Below are 15,570 nucleotides of genomic sequence, written 5' to 3'. Positions count from 1 at the left end.
AGACTTTGGGGACTCAACGCCGAGCGCTTCGGGCTTCAATCTTCGACGCCTGCTCACATTCTTTTCACCGCTGCGGTCTGGATATTTCGCATGATTTGCATCGGCCCGCTCCAGGTGGACACCGAGCGTCGAGAAGTATTTCTCGAAGGTGAGCCCGTACATCTTGGCGGTCGCGCGTTCGATATGCTTGCCGTACTGATAGCGGCCAATGGCAAGCTCGTATCGAAAAATGAGATGCTTAGACAGGTCTGGCCGAATGCGATCGTCGAAGATAACAATCTGCAGGTGCATATGTCCGCACTTCGCAAGATGCTCGGCGAAAGCCGCAGACTCATACAAACCGTCTCCGGACGGGGTTACCGGTTGATACGAAGCAATCCGACCGCCGGCGAGACGGATGCGCCGGAACTCAACGAGTCGGAACAACGGATGGACGTCGCGCGAGGCCGCGAGGTCCTGCACAATCTGCCGGCGCATTTTTCCGCACTGATCGGCCGCGACAAGGCAATAGACGATGTCACGGCGGTGCTCGCTGCATCCCGGCAAGTCACGCTGGTTGGTTCCGGCGGCATCGGCAAAACACGCCTGGCCGTAGAGATTGCACGAGGTTTGCTCGGGACGTTCCCCGATGGCGTCTATCTGGTTCAGCTCGCGTCCACTTCTGACGCTGCCAGTGTGCTGGCGGCGTTCGCGGCGAGTGTCGGTGTAAATCCAGGCATCGGCCCGCTTACGTTTGCCCGGGTCAGCAAGGAGTTGAGCCAGCAGCGTGTGCTATTCGTGCTCGACAACTGCGAGCAGGTGCTCGGCCCCGCAGCCGAACTTGCGGAAACGTTGCTGGGCGTTGGACCTGCGGTCCATGTGCTTGCGACTAGCCGCGAGCCGCTGCGCATCATGAACGAGCATCGGTATCGGGTAGCTTCGTTGCAAGTGCCAGGGCAGGCCGACCAAAGCCAGGATGTCCTGCAGTGCAGCGCCGTTGAATTGTTTCTCTCTCGTGCCAGCGCGATCGACGCACGCTTTTCATCCGATGAACGAAGCATCCACTTGACCGGAATGGTGTGCCGGCGTCTTGATGGCATACCGCTCGCCATTGAGCTCGCGGCGGCGCGAGCAGCCATTCTCGGCATCGAGACTCTCGCCGGCCATCTGGACGATCGCTTCAACATGCTGACGGGGGGCAACCGGACGGCGTTGCCGCGCCACCAGACATTGAAGGCAACGCTTGACTGGAGCTACGCGTTGCTCGACGACGCCGAGCGTGCTACGTTGCGCAGGCTCGGCATTTTCGTCGGCAGCTTCACGATGGAAGCCGCAATCGCCGTCGCTGCCGACGGCGCGCTGCGAAAACTCGACGTGGTCGCGGCTGTTTCGGGGCTCGTCGAGAAATCAATGATCGTCACGCGTATGAAGCGCGACGGTGCAAGCTACATGCTGCTGGAGACGACACGCGTCTACGCGATGCAGAAGCTCGACGACAACGGTGAGCGGCACTCCGTCAGGCTCCGGCACGCGCGCTACTGCCTGAGTGTGCTGGAGCACGACGCGCCGCGCCGCGCGGACTCCTCCATCGCGCTCGCGGACGGCTGGTACCACCGTATGCATGCCCTCCTTGATGACTTGCGCGCCGCGTTAGGTTGGGCCCTGGCGCCCAAGGGCGACGACGCGCTCGGCGAGACGCTGGCCGTGAAGGTCGTCTTTCTGCTGTATGAGTTGTCGCTCGTCGACGAATGTTGCACATGGGCGCGACGCGCGCTCGACACCGTCGCCACTACGCATCATGGCTCGCGATCAACCCGCCATTTGCGGGTGCGGATGCAATTGCAGGCGGGGCTCGCAGCGGCGCTCGTCTACGTCAACGGACCCAATCGGGAAACGCTCGGCATCTGGTCGGAGATTCTGGCCTCTGCGATCGCACTGGGCGACCATGCATTCGAAGCGCGTGCTTTGTGGGGCATGTGGAACGCGAGTCAGTCTTCGGGCGCTGCGAGCACTGCGTTGGCGTTCGCGCGCCGCTTTGCTCTGCTCGCATCCGAGGTGGGCGACACGAGCGGGACGATCCTCGCCTATCGGCTGCAGGGAATCGCCTTCCACTACACCGGCGCGCAACAGCAGGCGCGTGCGTCGCTCGAAAAATTGTTGCTGCACGTCGCGGACCTGCAGCACGGGCTGCCGCTCGGTCAGTCGGTCGATCAGCGTGTTGTCGGCCATGCAACCCTTGCGCGCGTGCTTTGGCTTCAAGGTGCACGCGATCAGGCGCTCGAACTGGCGGAACGCAGCCTGATTGCCGCGCGCGATCAGCAGCAGGCTATCGTCACGTGCTATGTGCTGGTCGAGGCGCTCGTTCCGTTGCTGTTGCTGTCGGGTAAGGCCGAACGTGCGGCGCAGGCGATCGCGTTGTTGCGCGAGGTGTCCGAGCGCGGCGGCCTAAGTGTTTCGCAGGCGTGTTGCAGGTGCTTCGACGAATATCTGCAGTCAATGCATGATTCGAATGCCGGACGCCTGCCGGCTTTTCGCGCCGCGCTGGATGAGTTGGAGGCATTGGAATTCGGCGCTCCACGCGCGATGCTGATCGGCCAATACAGCCTGGCGCTCGGCCGCGAGGGGCGGCGAGAAGAGAGCATTGCCACGGTCATGGCTGCGTTGGTGCGGTGCGACGAAACAGGTGATCACTGGTATGTCGCAGAACTCAGGCGCATCCACGGGCAGTTGCTGTTGATGGGGCAAGCGGGCGTGCCAGTTGCCGACACGCTGGTACGGGACGCAGAAGCCTGTCTGATCGCGGCACTCGACGACTCGCTAGTGCAGGGTTGCCGTTCGTTTCAACTGCGCGCGGCGACGAGCCTCGGTGGTCTTTGGCACGCGCATGGCCGAAGCACGGAAGCTGTGCAACTATTGCGATCCGCTTGCGCGGGAATCAGTGAGGGCATCGAATTCGAAGACTACCGGGCGGCTACCGATCTGCTGCGGGGCATTATCGATTCAAGCGAACAGAACGGTCCCGGCGAGCTGCGTTCAACCGGAGGGACAATGCCTTTGGTCGAATTGGCCGACTTTTCGCCGCTACGCAAGCTCAAGACACGCAGCTAGGCGATAGTCACAGGTGCAACATTCTCTGTTGCGTGACGGTGTCGATCAGGTCGGGCCGGTCTAGCTGCTCGACCCACCAACGCAATGCCTTCTCGGTTTCATTGCCGCGCCACGCGAGGAAAAAATGCGTGACGTCACGCATGCCGACCACCTCCTTTTGCACCAGTTCGCCACGGCATAACGGCTCCGCGGCGAGACATTCTGGAATCGTGCCGACGCCGAATCCTTTGATCTGGGCGGCGAGCTTCGCTTCAAGCGTCGGAACTATCAACACTTCCTGCTTGGCTTCGAGTGCGATTGCACGCGGCGCGAGTTTGCGCGACGTATCGCCTATCGCCACTGCGCGATAGGGCGCGACCTGGTCGAGTGTCAACGGACCTGGCACGGAAGCGAGCGGATGGCCTGGCGCCGCCACGAACACATGGCGCAGTGAGCCGATTGGCTTCGCGACCAGGTCGCAGATTAAGGCGAGCATCCACGATTTAGTCGTTTCGAGCCAGGTTCCACTGGCTCCGAGCCAGCTCCCTTAAGTTGTTTTCAGGCTTTATTCAGGACATTCTGTCGTCGCTGCCATAACGTTAGAGGATCGGCATACCCGCGTTGGGATCGCTTCCCGTCAACGGTTTTTCAGTTTTTCAAGGACGCTGCCGGGATTCTTCAGCGCCCGGCCGATCTTCGTTTACCGTGAAGGAGTCAAGCATGGCCAGCAATACGATTGCCGATTACCTCGCAGCCACTCTCGCTGCGGCGGGCGTCGAACGGATCTGGGGTGTGACTGGCGACAGTCTGAACGGACTCGCCTACAGCCTCGACCAGATCGGCTCGATTCGCTGGATGCATACCCGCCACGAAGAAGCCGCCGCTTTCGCCGCAGGCGCCGATGCTGCGTCGACTGGCCAGCTCGCGGTGTGCGCGGGAAGTTGCGGTCCAGGCAACCTGCATCTGATAAACGGTTTGTTCGACTGCCACCGCAGTCACCAGCCGGTGCTGGCCATCGCGGCGCACATTCCGTCCTCGGAAATTGGGCTCGGTTATTTTCAGGAAACGCATCCGCAGGAGCTCTTTAAAGAATGCAGTCACTATGTCGAGCTAGTGTCGTCCGCGGCCCAGCTGCCACGAGTGCTGGCGCGGGCGATGCGCACCGCGATAGAGGAGCGCGGCGTCGCGGTGATCGTGTTGCCGGGCGACGTTGCGTTGAGCGACGGGCCGGCAGAAGCAGTTTCGTGGACGCAAAGCGCACCGCCGGGAATCCTACCCGCTGAAGCGGACCTCGATCGTCTCGCGCATATGCTGAACGTATCCGACGCGGTCACGATCATGTGCGGCAGTGGCGTTCAGGGTGCTCACGACGAAGTGGTGGCGCTTGCCGACACCCTCGGTGCACCTATAGTCCACGCGTTGCGCGGCAAGCAGTTCATCGAGTACGACAATCCATACGACGTCGGCATGACGGGGCTGATCGGCTTCAGCTCGGGCTATCACGCGATGACGTCGTGCGACACCTTATTGCTGCTTGGCTGCGACTTTCCGTACCGGCCGTTCTATCCGGCAGATGCGAAGATCATTCAGGTCGACTGGAAGGGTTCGCAACTCGGCCACCGCGCGCCACTTGCGCTCGGACTGGTGGGCACCGTGAAGGAGACGGTTGCCGCGACGCTGCCGAAACTGCAGCGCAAGACGGACCGTGGGTTCATCGACAATGCACGCAAGCACTATCTGTCGGCTCGCAAGGGCTTGGACGATCTGGCAACGCCGGCCGCTCCGGGCCGCCCAATCTATCCGCAGTATCTGGCAAGGATGATCGACGAGGCTGCCAGTGACGACGCTATTTTCACCGCGGATGTCGGTACGCCGACCATCTGGTCGGCACGCTATCTGACGATGAATGGCAAGCGCCAGTTGCACGGCTCGTTCAATCATGGATCCATGGCCAACGCGATGCCGCAGGCTCTGGGTGCTCAGGGCGCACATCCAGGACGGCAAGTCGTTTCGCTATCGGGTGACGGCGGACTTTCGATGCTGCTGGGCGATCTGCTCACGGCTCGTCAACTCGACCTGCCGATCAAGGTCGTGGTGTTCAACAACAGTCTGCTCGGTTTTGTCTCGATGGAATTAAAGGCGGGGGGCTACCTCGATACGAATGTCGACCTCGCCAGAACCGATTTCGCAGCGATCGCGAAGGGGGCTGGCATCTTCAGCATCCGCGTCGAAGAGTCGGAAGACGTAGCCGCCGCGCTTAAGCAGGCGTTCGACCATCCCGGCCCGGCGCTAGTCGACGTCGTCGTGTCGAAGCACGAACTTGCGATGCCTCCTGCTGTTGAACTCGCCCAGGCGAAGGGCTTCAGCCTTTACATGATGCGCGCAATTCTCAACGGTCGCGGCGACGAGATCGTCGAACTGGCGCGCACCAACTTACGCTGAGCCGCTCACGGATGAAGACGGACTGTCGAGGCGCTCGAAGGCAAGCTGCGGACACTTTCGGGCGCTGTTCGCACACGGTGCAGCCATCGCATCGACTAGCAGGTGCATGAGCAACAACGTGCGTATCTGCAAAACCCGTCATCCCACATGTCGCAGACTAACCATTCTTTCTATGGAGGCGTTCGCATGGTCTGGAAGGCTGCGCGCCCGCACCTCGTTGCACGTTGAGCGGATGATGAGAACCCTATGACCCAGCACGCGGACGCCACCAGCACCGCCTTGCCTCGATGGCGCATTGAGCTGAAAACTTACTGGGCGGACGATGGCCCGCGTTTTCGGCACATCGCCAAGGTCGCGATCGCGGTGACGCTCGCGATGGGCCTGTGCATGCGCCTCGAGCTGCGCACGCCGGCGATAGCAATGGTCTCCTGCGTAATCGTGATGATGCACCAGCAAAGCGGCATGGTGATCGCGCGCGGCTTCTATCGCGGACTCGGCATGGTGTGCGGCAGTTTCGCCGGACTGTTGCTGATCACCTTTTTCCCCCAACAGCCGTTGCTCTTTCTAGTCGCCTTGGCGGGGTGGATCGGGGTGTGTGTGTTCGGCGCCTCGTACTACCGAAACTTCCAGTCATACGGTTTTGTGCTGACCGGCTACGCCACGGCGATCACTGCGATTCCAGCCTGGTCCAATCCGTATGGCGTCTACGACAATGTCGTGTACACCGTCAGCGAGGTGGTGATCGGTGTTGTGTGTGCCTGTGTGATCAGTGCGGTGGTGTTCCCGCGATCCGTCGCGCCCGAGTTGTATGCATCGAGCCGCAAGAACTTCACGAACCTGCTGAACGCAATGCACGCAATGCTTGATCGTACCGCCGGCGTAGCGGACTTCGACACTTTTCTCGCTTTGATCCGGGAACGCGTGGGTGTGGAAAGTCTCCGCAGTGGAGCGGTGTTCGAAGACCCGTCGATACGTTTGCACAATCATGTCTACCTCGATCTCGACCGCAGCTTTCTCGACACCGTCACGTGGATTCATGCGCTGCATCAGCTGAAGGCGCGAATCGCCACCGAGGCCGATCCACGTGCGCTGGCCGCCGCCGATGAATTGTTCGGTGACCTGCTTGCTATCGTGCCGCACGAAGAGCAATCGAAGCTGGTCTCGGTAGAACAGGTCGAAACTCTGCTGCATCGTCTGGACGATCTCGAGCAGGCGTTGCCGGCGCATCTGGGGCGCCTGTTGCAGTCGCTAACGGACCTTTCGGCACATCAGCGACAGTTCGTCACTACGACAGGTGCGGCGCTGTTCTTTTCAATCACCGATCTGCGACTCGTGTGCCGCAGCTACCTCGAGGCGCGCACGGTAGGGCGGTTGCCGTGGCCGCAGTCGGTGCTTCAGGCGATCAGCCGGATCGGCAGAACGCGGGCCACGGCCAACCGGATGGCCGCGACGATTGCCGGCGCGCGAGCGGCGGCGGCCGTCCTCGTCGTCGGCGCTGCGTGGATTGCGTCGGGTTGGGTCGGTGGCGCCACCGCGATCGTAGCGGTGGCGATTACGAGTGCGCTATTCGCGCTCGCACCAAATCCCGCGGTCGCAAGCTGGCAGATTTTCGCCGGCTGTCTGAGCGGCTGGGTAGTCGGTTTCGCGTTCAATTTCTTTATTTTGCCGCGTATCGGTACCTTCGAATTGCTGGCCGCGACGATTGCGATCGCCGTGATGGTGGGCAGCTATCTGAACACGTTCGCGCAGACGGCGATCCTCGGCCTCGGCTTCAGCATCTATTTCTGCTTCATTGTCAGTATCACGAATCCAACGGTCTACAACCCCGATGCCTATCTGGACACGGGCTTTGCGTTGCTGTGCGGGATCGCAGTGGCGGCAATCGCGTTCTCGGTTCTGGCGCCTCGCGCGGGCGAATGGATCTCGGCACAGTACATGAAACAGATTCGCGGACTGATCACGCACGATGCCCGTGACGGCGAGCTTGACGATCTGCTCTACACATTTGAATTGAGCCTGCGGGATTTCATTCTGCAGGTGGCGTCGGCACCCGTCGATGCGAGCGTGAATCGCGATCATCTGATCGGCTGGGCCTTCGCCGCGCTGGAGATCGGCCGGTCGATGATTCAGACGCGCATGGACACCGAGGCGCTCGGCGCGGCCCTGCCGACTGACTGGCCGGCAGAGCAGGACGCCTGGCTGGCCGCGCTCGCACAAGTCTTCGCAGCCGCTACACCGCAGGCCGCCGAAGATGCACTGGCAGCGACGCGACGCGCCCTGGACTTTCTTCCGCTAGGCGAAAACATTGCGGTGGACGCCATGACACTTTCGCGTTACCGGATGCGGGCGCTGCTGCATTTCACCGAACTGACGCTGCGGGATGATACCTGGGTGCTCTGGCAGACTGCGGAGGCACGCTCATGAGGTCGGCTTGCCTGTCGCCGGCTGCCGCGCTGGCCTGTGCGTTGCTGCTCTCCGCCTGCATTACCGGCGGAGGGATTCACACGCAAGAATCGATGATCGATCCGGGGTCGCTCGATCCGGGTGCGGCGCTGCGCGCCACGCAAGTCGATGCGAAGTGGCCGGCGGGCGGCTGGTGGCGTCAATGGAACGATCCACAACTTGACGCGCTCGTGGAGGACGCCACGGCAGGAAGCCCGGGTCTGCGCGCGGTCGAGAAGCGGATTGACGCGGCGCGTTTTCAGGCACAGGTCGCCGGTGCGGCCGAGTTGCCGCAACTCGACGCAGGCGGCAGCTTCGAGCGTCGTCGCTACGCTCGCTACACGACTCCGGCGCCGCCGGGCGGCACGACGGTCTGGAGCAACAGCATCCAGGCGGACCTTTCCTATGACCTCGATCTGTGGGGCAAGGCGCGCGCAATACGCGAGGGTGCGTTGGCCAATGTGCGGGCGGTGGCCGCAGATGCCCGTTTCGCGCAGGTCGAATTGCAGACCGCCGTGGTCCGCAGCTACGTTCTGCTGTCGCTCCAGTACGCTCTACTCGACGTTTATCGTGCGGTCCAAACGGAACAGCAGCGCACTCTGGACATCGCGACGCGCCGCTGGCGCGCGGGAGTCGGCAGCCGGCTGGAGGTCAGCCAGGCGCAGACTCAGCTCGAAATAAGTGCGACACGAGTGCAGCAGGCGCAGCAGCAGCTTGCGCTGGCGCGCATCAGTCTTGCCGGTCTCACAGGCAAGGGGCCGGGCTTTGGCGACACGCTACGCCGCCCCAGCCTCGCCCTGAACGTTCCAGTGACCTTGCCGGCGTCGCTGCCGGCCGAACTGATCGGACATCGGGCAGACGTGGTGGCGGACCGCTGGCGCGTGCTCGAGGCGGACAAAGGCATCGACGCCGCCCACGCCGATTTCTATCCGGACATCAATCTGCTCGCGACTGCATCGCTGGGTTCGGCGGCCACCCTCGGCGGCTTCTTCAATTTTATTAATAGCGACGGCATGGGCCATGGCGTGGGCGCGGCGATCTCGCTGCCGATCTTCGATGGCGGACGGCGGCGCGGCCACTATGGCGTCGCGGTGGCGTCGCGGGACGCCGCGGTGGATGCCTACAACCAGAGTGTGGTGAACGCGGTGCAGGGCGTTGCTGTGCAGGTCGTGTCGCTGCGATCGCTCGAACAGCAGCAGCAGTCGGTGCAGAGCACGCTCGATTCGGCGCGCAAATCATTCCAGCTCGCCGATACCGGTTATCGCAGCGGCATCACGGAATTCCTGAACGTGCTGGCGGCACAGAACGAGCAGTTGCAGCAGCAAGAAAGCCTTGCGACGGTTCAGGCCAGACGGCTCGACGCGTGGGCGCTGCTGATGAAAGAGCTGGGCGGCGGGTTCGACGCGACGCCGCCCGGCCCTGCGCCGGAAGGAGTGGCCGATGCCGGGAGAAATTGACCTCTTTTCATTGCTCGTGCCCGGTTTATTGCCGATTCTGGCGGGTTCCGTGCTCTTTTTCGTTGTCCTCGATCTCGTGCTCGCGAGGCTTGGCTTCTATCGCTACACATGGCACCCGAGTCTGTTCCGGGTCGCACTTTTTGCCGCACTGTTCAGCGGTGTTTCGCTGCTGCTGTGGAAATGAACTGCGCCGGCCACTTGTTTCCATGAACCTACTGACCGTTCCCGATTACGCCAGGCCATCACGATGAAAACGCAATCTATCCTGCGCGCAGCTTTTACGCTTACGCTTCTCGCCGTGTCGGTCATTCTGGTCCGGATGCTGTGGCTCGACTATATGTTCTCGCCATGGACGCGCGACGGCCGGGTCCGCGCACAGGTCGTACAGGTCGCCACCGACGTGTCGGGGCTGGTCAGCGAGGTACGGGTCAAGGATAACCAGTTAGTGCGCAAAGGCGACGTTCTGTTCGTGCTCGACCCGGCGCGCTTTCACTACGCGGTTGCACAGGCCGACGCCGATCTACTGCGCGCGCAGGCGCAAATGGCTCAGGCCAAGGCCCGGATGGCGGCGAGCGAATCCAGTTTGGCGATGAAGCGCGCTCAGGCGGCGCGACGAGCCAACCTGGCCGGCGACGTGATCTCTGACGAAACGCGGCTGGATTCGGCGTCGGTCGCCAAACAGTCTGCATCCGACTACTCCGCCGACGCGGCCGCTTACGGCGCGGCCCAAGCCGCGGTCAAAGCCGCCGTGGTGGCGCAGCAGACCGCGGTGCTGAATCTGAGCCGCAGCGAAGTGCGCGCACCGTCTGACGGCTTCATCACCAACCTGAACTTGTATGCCGGCGATTTCGCGTCGGCCGGCACCGCGCGCATGGCATTGATCGACTCGCATTCGTTCTGGGTCTACGGCTACTTCGAAGAAACGAAACTGCCCAATGTGCATTTAGGCGATCATGCTGTCGTGCGCCTGATGTCAGGCGGTAAGGACATCCAGGGGCATGTCGACAGTCTGGCCAGCGGGATCGCCGACCGTGACAACCCCACGAGCAGTGGCGATCTGCTAGCGGACGTCAACCCGATTTTTACATGGGTGCGGCTTGCCCAGCGAGTGCCGGTGCGAATTCACCTCGACGAGATTCCCGTGGGCATCAGGCTCGCGATGGGTATGACCTGCACGGTCACACTTCGGCCGCGCTCCGGCACTTGAGTCAGACGCGTGGCTCACACTTGCCGCACGACGCGCCGAACCCGCTCGCAATCGTGCGAATTTAAAAGAATCCTGGGTGCGATGGCGACACAGTATTGGTCAGCGTGACGCTGGCGGCAGCCGCACGCAAGCGGGTGCCGTGCCACCAAAAAACTTTAATCAACCCATCTTCTGGAGAAGATCATCATGAACGCCAAGTGGATATTTGCACTCTTGACGGCGTCGGCGTTTTGCGCAGTGTGCCAGCCGGCCAACGCACAAGTTGCTGGTGCGCAGCCGATCGGCATCAGTGTGGAGCAGGCGCAACTTGTTATTGAAGGCTGGAGTGTCAAGAAGAGCCTGATCGGGAAGAACATTTATAACGACAGCGGTGACAAGGTCGGCGTCCTGCATGACATCATCATCGCGCCGGACAACGCTGTCTCGTTCGGGATCGTTGCGGCTCACCAGTTCCTCGGCGTGTCGCAGCACGACGTGGCGATCCCGATGTCGCAGCTGGATTATGTCGATGGCAAGCTCGTATGGGCGGGCGCTACACGAGATGTTGTCAAGGCGCTGCCCGTGTTCCAGTATTCGAAAGTTCGCACGGTCCCGATCGCCCGTCAGGACTACGGCCACCACTGATCGATGAGCATGAAACGGCGGCCCGGTAGGGTCGCCGTCTGCGAAAATTTGGAATGTTTAAGGAAAAATAAGTACCGCCCTGGACACGGACTCGCGCATGATGCCATTCAGATAGCAAGCTATCGGTCGCCGGTAGGTCTGAATGTCATCCACCTTGACAGCCTCGTTGGTTGTCGGGTTGACGGGCAGGCTACCGGTATTCGTCAACGAACGCCCGTGTCGAACGTCATGTCCATGCTTCCATGTTCTGTCGCGCTCCAATGCCGAACGGCGGCTCATTGAACCGGCCGTTATGAAAGCCTACCGCCGCGCTTTCTCCTGGACGCCGGGCGACGTCAGCTTTGCGTCGATACTCGCTTCCGTTATCGCGCTTGTCGTGTTCGCGATCGACGCGCTGACGCCCCTTGATATTGCCGTAGCGGTGTTCTATGTCGTGGTCGTACTGATGGTTGCCTCGACCGGCAATCGTCCTTCGACGGTGAAGGCCACCTGGGGCTGCGTCGTGCTCACGCTCCTTGGCTTTGTGATGTCGCATGACGAAGCCTATTCGAGTGGTGCGATTGCGCGCTGCGCGGTAAGCCTGTTGGCGATCGCCACCACCTCGATGCTCGCTTTGAGAAATTTGGGCATAACTGCGACGTTGCAGGAGCAGGTGGAACTGCTCAATCTCGCCCACGACGCGATCGTCGTCCACGACATGGACGACCGCATCACTTTCTGGAATCATGCGGCCCAGGCGCTGTACGGCTGGACGGCGCAGCAGGCGATCGGACAGTCGCTGCAACAGATGACGCAAACGTCTTTTCCGGTTCCGTACGAACAGGTTCGCGCCGAGCTTTTGCACTCTGGTAGCTGGCATGGCGAGTTGCGTCGCGTGCGACGGGACGGCAGCGTCGTCGTGATTTCCAGCCGTGCCGCGCTGTGGCGCGATGCCAAGGGCATTCCGCGTGCCGTGCTCGCAACCAACAACGACATTACCGGACGCAAGCAGGCCGAGCAGGCGCTTGAACGCAGCGAAGCCTTCCTGCGCGATGCCGAACGTCTGAGTTGCACGGGTAGTGTAGCCGTGCGCTTTCCCGACGTGGAGATGTGGTGGTCCGACGAGGTTTACCGCATTTTCGAATATTCGCGCGATAGCTTGCCGTCCGCCGAAGCCATTTTTTCACGCACCCACCCGGACGATCTCGCGCGCGTGCGTGGCGTCTTTGAACAGGCGGCTGGCGGCAAATTGCTACTCGATATCGAGCACCGGCTTGTCATGCCCGATGGCAAGGTGAAACATGTGCACTTCGTCGCCCGTCTCGCATCAACAGACTCCGGGAGCACCGAGTATGTCGGCGCACTGATGGATATTACAGAGACAAGGCGAGCTCAGGAGGCGCTTGCGCGGTCGAGTGACGAACTCGCTCACGTCACGCGGATCACCTTGCTCGGCGAGTTGGCCGCATCCATCGCGCACGAAGTGACACAGCCGATCGCGGCGATCGTCACGTGCGGCGGCGCGGCCTTGCGTTGGCTGAACCGGCCCACGCCGGCCATCGACGAAGCGGTGCAGTCGGTCGCGCAGATGATTCGTGATGCGAAACGCGCCGACGAAGTGATCCAGCGCATCCGTTCGATGGCAAAAAAGCGTGAACGTCTGCCGGTCATCGTGGACCTGAATGGCATAGTCAGAGAGTCGGTGGAACTGGTGCGGCGTGAACTCGAGCGTCATCGCATCGAGTTGCAACTGGACTTCGCGGTGCCACCGCTGACGGCATGCTGCGATCGGGTTCAACTGCAGCAGGTTCTGGTCAACCTTGTCATGAACAGCGTCCAGGCCATGACGGATGTCACCGGGCCACGCAAGTTGCGGATTGCTACGCGCCGCTCCGACGAAGGGCAAGCTCTGGTGATCGTGCAGGATTCGGGCACGGGCATCAGCAAAGAAAACGCGGAACGTTTGTTCAACACGTTCTTCACCACGAAGGCTGATGGCATGGGAATGGGATTGTCGATCTGCCGCTCGATTGTCGAAGCGCACGGCGGCCGTATCTGGGCCGAGTCGCCGCCAACCGGCGGCGCGGTACTGCAGTTCGTCCTACCTGTCGATGAAGGGAATTGTCATGAGTAGTCAATCGCACGACGAGGCGAACACGGACGCGAGCGGCGCGATGGTGTATGTGGTGGACGACGATGAGTCTATGCGCGTCGCCGTCAGCAACCTGCTGCGCTCGGTGGGCCTCAGTGTCGAAACTTTCGGTTCGGCGCAGGAATTCCTGGCGTTCGACATGCCGGAAGTGCCGAGCTGTCTGATCCTGGACGTCCGCCTCAAAGGACAAAGCGGGCTCGCGGTACAGGAGCAGATGCTGGCGAGCCAACTGGGACTACCCATCGTGTTCATGACCGCGCACGGCGATATCGCGATGTCGGTCAAGGCAATGAAGGCCGGCGCCAAGGACTTTCTCGCCAAACCGTTTCGCGATCAGGACATGCTGGATGCTGTCGAGCATGCATTGGCGAGTGACGAGGAGCGCCTTTTGACCAGCCGCTCCGTCGCAGACCTCCGCCGTTGCTATGAATCGCTGACGGCGCGCGAACGTGAAGTCATGGCCTTTGTCGCTGCTGGTCTGATGAACAAACAGATTGCGGGCGAACTGAATTTGAGCGAAATCACCGTCAAGATTCATCGGGGTCAGGCTATGCGCAAAATGGGCGCACGATCGCTCGCCGACTTCGTGCTCAAGGCAGAAGCGCTCGGTATCAATGCGCCACAAGGCGTGCCTAATCCGCCACGTGGCACGCGCAGCTGATCACACGTCAGGCCATGGCTCAGGCGCGCGATTGAACCCCTCGCGGCTATAGACTCATACGCGGGTATAGAAAGTTCACCGCTTCTGCTTCCAGAAGTACTGCAGTTCCTCACCATTCCGATTCGCTCCGGTGCCCCTCTCCGCAGGGCACCGCGTAGCGTTGCGCGCGCGGTTTTCTAGCGATTAAACCTGAATATGAAACGGCTCAACCATTGGACGTTTCAGGCAACCGTATGTAGGTCTGGTTCGACGCACTGTCGTGCGATACCTTGGAGTCAATGCAGCGGCACTTTTACCGCCACTCTCTCACCACTTAATGGGATGACCGGATCATGATCAGCTCGTCGACGTTTGCCGAACCCGCAATGGATGTTGTCCGCAAGAGTCGGGTGAGCCGGATCGGCATGGAACATCAATGGCGTTGTCCCAGCGATAAAAACAGTCAGGCGCGCGAGCGCGGCAATATTCTCGTGACGCGCTGGAATCGCAACGATTCCAAACCACTGGAGGTCGTCAACTCGGGCAGTGCTGCACATCACTGCATTGCAATGAATCTCAAGTGCACTTCGCTAACGTTCTCCCACGGCGGCAACACGATTGTGCGCGGCAGGCTGACAGCGGGCGCGGTGCAGATCACCGCGCCGGGCGTCGCCTGCAGCGCCGTGTTCGAATCGCCGGCCGATGTATTGCACCTGTTCGCTTCGCAGCAGGTTTTGGGCGAATGTTTCGAAGACATGTTCGGCCGGCCGCACGCAGGGGAGATTCGTCTCGATGATCCGAAGCTGGTGCGCGATCCTGCGCTCGAGCGTCTCGGACAGGCTCTAGCCGTTGCTCAATCCGACGACGCGGCGCTCGGCAAGGTTTTCACCGACAGCGTGAGTCTTGCCATCGTTTCGCGCGTGATTGCCCGGCATTTCACCGTGACCGGACGCCAGACGCGTGAGGCGAGCGCACTGCAGCCGTGGCGCCTCAGCCGCGTGATCGAGTTCGTCGACGAGCACTTGTCCAAATCGATCGGACTCGCGGATATCGCTAACAGTGCGGGGCTCACGCGCATGCATTTCGCTTCGCAGTTTCGTCGTGCGACGGGCATGCGCCCTCATGAATACCTGCTGCGTCGCCGGATCGAGCATGCACAACATCTGTTGCGCGAGTCGAAACATAACGTGCTAGATGTCGCGCTGAGTTGTGGCTTCCGTTCACAGGCTCACTTTACGACGGTGTTCAAGCGCATCGTCGGCGACACACCCTATTGCTGGAGGATGAAAGAAAATGTCGATCGGTAAGCAGATTCAAGTATTTCTGGAAGTCAGCGAATTGTTTTTTCGGCAGTCCGTTGCCGAGGTGATGAACGACGGATGGCCGTTGGTCGGAGCAGCAAGCGGGGCACCCGCCACGCAGATGTTGGCGATGGGTACGCTGCTGGCATTTGGCGGGGTCACCTTCTCAGCGAGTAGCGGAAATGGTGTTGAAGACGGCGTCGTGATGCCGGCGAACCGGCAGGACGCGATCTGAGCGCGAATGGGTGGAAGGAAGACGC

Annotated in this window: 11 protein-coding genes and 1 pseudogene; 11 read left to right on the top strand and 1 reads right to left on the bottom strand. The window is 61.4% G+C overall.

Going from position 1 to position 15,570, the window contains the following annotated elements; translation table 11 throughout:
* Positions 1–90 precede the first annotated feature (90 nt).
* Positions 91–3,087: a winged helix-turn-helix domain-containing protein gene (locus tag ABH945_RS34265; RefSeq protein WP_429253587.1), complete on the top strand. Its 2,997-nt coding sequence runs from the start codon at positions 91–93 to the stop codon at positions 3,085–3,087.
* A 7-nt stretch (positions 3,088–3,094) separates the two neighbouring features.
* Here ABH945_RS34265 and ABH945_RS34260 read toward each other — a convergent pair.
* Positions 3,095–3,550: pseudogene (locus tag ABH945_RS34260) on the bottom strand (LysR substrate-binding domain-containing protein); the annotation flags it as partial.
* A gap of 236 nt (positions 3,551–3,786) precedes the next feature.
* On the opposite strand from ABH945_RS34260, the gene poxB reads away from it, so the two are divergent.
* The 10 genes from poxB to ABH945_RS34210 all read left to right on the top strand — a co-directional run bounded on the left by poxB (position 3,787) and on the right by ABH945_RS34210 (position 15,545).
* A complete protein-coding gene (gene poxB / locus ABH945_RS34255) occupies positions 3,787–5,508 on the top strand; it encodes a ubiquinone-dependent pyruvate dehydrogenase (RefSeq protein ID WP_429253586.1) in 1,722 nt (573 codons plus the stop codon).
* 246 nt (positions 5,509–5,754) lie between these two features.
* Positions 5,755–7,932, top strand: coding sequence for an FUSC family protein (locus ABH945_RS34250; RefSeq protein WP_429253585.1), 2,178 nt, complete (start codon positions 5,755–5,757; stop codon positions 7,930–7,932).
* On the top strand, positions 7,929–9,407 hold the full coding sequence (locus tag ABH945_RS34245; RefSeq protein WP_429253584.1) for an efflux transporter outer membrane subunit: 1,479 nt from the start codon (positions 7,929–7,931) through the stop codon (positions 9,405–9,407). Before ABH945_RS34250 ends, ABH945_RS34245 begins: the two co-directional genes overlap by 4 nt.
* A complete protein-coding gene (locus tag ABH945_RS34240) occupies positions 9,391–9,591 on the top strand; it encodes a DUF1656 domain-containing protein (protein WP_429253583.1) in 201 nt (66 codons plus the stop codon). The genes ABH945_RS34245 and ABH945_RS34240 overlap by 17 nt, the downstream gene beginning before the upstream one ends.
* 63 nt (positions 9,592–9,654) lie before the next feature.
* On the top strand, positions 9,655–10,614 hold the full coding sequence (locus ABH945_RS34235; protein ID WP_429253582.1) for a biotin/lipoyl-binding protein: 960 nt from the start codon (positions 9,655–9,657) through the stop codon (positions 10,612–10,614).
* Between the two features lie 186 nt (positions 10,615–10,800).
* Positions 10,801–11,238 (top strand): PRC-barrel domain-containing protein, encoded by a 438-nt coding sequence (locus ABH945_RS34230; protein ID WP_429253581.1) that lies wholly within the window; start codon positions 10,801–10,803, stop codon positions 11,236–11,238.
* Between the two features lie 292 nt (positions 11,239–11,530).
* Positions 11,531–13,351 (top strand): PAS domain-containing sensor histidine kinase, encoded by a 1,821-nt coding sequence (locus tag ABH945_RS34225; protein ID WP_429253580.1) that lies wholly within the window; start codon positions 11,531–11,533, stop codon positions 13,349–13,351.
* A complete protein-coding gene (locus ABH945_RS34220; protein ID WP_429253579.1) occupies positions 13,344–14,030 on the top strand; it encodes a response regulator transcription factor in 687 nt (228 codons plus the stop codon). Before ABH945_RS34225 ends, ABH945_RS34220 begins: the two co-directional genes overlap by 8 nt.
* 332 nt (positions 14,031–14,362) lie before the next feature.
* On the top strand, positions 14,363–15,316 hold the full coding sequence (locus ABH945_RS34215) for a helix-turn-helix domain-containing protein (protein WP_429253578.1): 954 nt from the start codon (positions 14,363–14,365) through the stop codon (positions 15,314–15,316).
* The gene (locus ABH945_RS34210) at positions 15,303–15,545 is read left to right on the top strand and encodes a hypothetical protein (RefSeq protein ID WP_429253577.1); all 243 of its coding nucleotides are present in this window, start codon (positions 15,303–15,305) and stop codon (positions 15,543–15,545) included. Before ABH945_RS34215 ends, ABH945_RS34210 begins: the two co-directional genes overlap by 14 nt.
* Positions 15,546–15,570: the final 25 nt, after the last annotated feature.

Origin of the sequence: Paraburkholderia sp. GAS333, from assembly GCF_050435665.1 — a bacterium.
GTDB lineage: Bacteria > Pseudomonadota > Gammaproteobacteria > Burkholderiales > Burkholderiaceae > Paraburkholderia > Paraburkholderia fungorum_A.
This window is presented reverse-complemented; position numbering and strand designations above follow the sequence as displayed.

What these genes read in the sequence shown, in the direction of transcription:
- ABH945_RS34265 (WP_429253587.1), top strand. Translation starts at nt 91, where the DNA reads ATGATTTGCATCGGCCCGCTCCAGGTGGACACCGAGCGTCGAGAAGTA.
- poxB (WP_429253586.1), top strand. Translation starts at nt 3,787, where the DNA reads ATGGCCAGCAATACGATTGCCGATTACCTCGCAGCCACTCTCGCTGCG.
- ABH945_RS34250 (WP_429253585.1), top strand. Translation starts at nt 5,755, where the DNA reads ATGACCCAGCACGCGGACGCCACCAGCACCGCCTTGCCTCGATGGCGC.
- ABH945_RS34245 (WP_429253584.1), top strand. Translation starts at nt 7,929, where the DNA reads ATGAGGTCGGCTTGCCTGTCGCCGGCTGCCGCGCTGGCCTGTGCGTTG.
- ABH945_RS34240 (WP_429253583.1), top strand. Translation starts at nt 9,391, where the DNA reads ATGCCGGGAGAAATTGACCTCTTTTCATTGCTCGTGCCCGGTTTATTG.
- ABH945_RS34235 (WP_429253582.1), top strand. Translation starts at nt 9,655, where the DNA reads ATGAAAACGCAATCTATCCTGCGCGCAGCTTTTACGCTTACGCTTCTC.
- ABH945_RS34230 (WP_429253581.1), top strand. Translation starts at nt 10,801, where the DNA reads ATGAACGCCAAGTGGATATTTGCACTCTTGACGGCGTCGGCGTTTTGC.
- ABH945_RS34225 (WP_429253580.1), top strand. Translation starts at nt 11,531, where the DNA reads ATGAAAGCCTACCGCCGCGCTTTCTCCTGGACGCCGGGCGACGTCAGC.
- ABH945_RS34220 (WP_429253579.1), top strand. Translation starts at nt 13,344, where the DNA reads ATGAGTAGTCAATCGCACGACGAGGCGAACACGGACGCGAGCGGCGCG.
- ABH945_RS34215 (WP_429253578.1), top strand. Translation starts at nt 14,363, where the DNA reads ATGATCAGCTCGTCGACGTTTGCCGAACCCGCAATGGATGTTGTCCGC.
- ABH945_RS34210 (WP_429253577.1), top strand. Translation starts at nt 15,303, where the DNA reads ATGTCGATCGGTAAGCAGATTCAAGTATTTCTGGAAGTCAGCGAATTG.